This window comes from Natrinema soli (genome assembly GCF_028618695.1).
Genome location: NZ_JAQIVI010000799.1, coordinates 1 through 1,271 on the forward strand (window position 1 = coordinate 1; position 1,271 = coordinate 1,271).

Sequence of the window (1,271 nt, forward strand, 5' to 3'; positions counted from 1 at the left end):
CAGACGACGCGACACGACGGCTCGCGGACGGCAGCTGGACCGACGACGACGCCGCTGCGAGCGTCCTCGCTGAGACGGTGGACCCACCCCAGTCGTTCGGAGAGCGGGTTCGCCGATCGCTCGGGCTGACGCGGGAACTGACGACGAGAGACCTCCGACGGACGATGCGCGCGATCGCGTCCGTCGCCGACGTCGCCCTCGAGAACGACCGACCCACACCCCCTCGTCCGCGGATCGAACGATCGGTCGAGGAGGGACAGCCCGACGAGTCACCGGACGGCGGCGACGTGACACAGACCAGCGACGGTAGTGAACCACAGTCCGACGACGGTGACGAAGAGTCACAAACCGAACCCCAGCCGGACGACGGTGACGAGACGCAGGACGGCAGCAACGACGAGGAACTGACGTCCGGAGTCCCCTCAGACGACGGGGGAGCGGCGGCCGAGTTCCCCGAGTCTGCAGCCGCCGATCGGACCGAGTCCGCGCCGAACGAACGCGAAGGGTCGACTGCAGCGAAACGGGAACAGACGGACGAGAGAGAGGCGATACCGCCCACTCGCCGATCGACCGGCCACTGGAACGGGATCACCGTCGTCGCTCTCCTCGGACTCGTCCTCGGCGTCCTCTACCAGCAGCCCTCGATCGTCGTCGCCGCCGCTGTCGGCATCGGGTTCGCGGCCTACGCGCACCTCGAGACCGATCTCGAGCCCGAACTGACACTCGAGCGCGTCATCAGTGACTCGCAACCGGAGCCGGGTGAGGACGTGGGAGTCACCCTCACCGTTCGTAACGACGGCGACCGCCGGCTGACTGACCTCCGACTCGTCGACGGCGTTCCAGCGAGCGTGGCCGTAACCGACGGCTCGCCGCGGCTGGGGACCACCCTCGCCGCGGGCGAGACGGCCGCGATGCAGTACACGATCACGGCTCGCCGCGGGACGCTCACGTTCGAGCAGGTCACGGTCGTCAGCCGCTCCGTCTCCGGCGGGACCGAACTGACCGAACGAATCTCCCCGCAGTCGGCGACGACGATCACGTGCGAGCCGACGATCACGCCGCTGTCGTCGACAACCAACCTCCCGCTCCGGGAACTGGGCGCTCGCCGCGCCGGCCAGCTCGCGACGAACGATCCGGGCCCCGGCCTCGAGTTTCACAGCGTGCGGGAGTACCAGCCCGGCGACCCCGTCGGGCGGATCGACTGGAATCGCTACGCCCGCACGAACGACCTCTCGACCGTCTCCTTCGACGACGAGCGCGCGGCCGTCGTC

General features: G+C 69.3%; 1 protein-coding gene. It reads left to right on the forward strand.

From position 1 onward, the window contains the following. Window positions 1–1,271 (forward strand): DUF58 domain-containing protein (locus PGX04_RS32760; protein WP_273742293.1); only part of this gene is annotated, 1,271 nt, incomplete at both ends.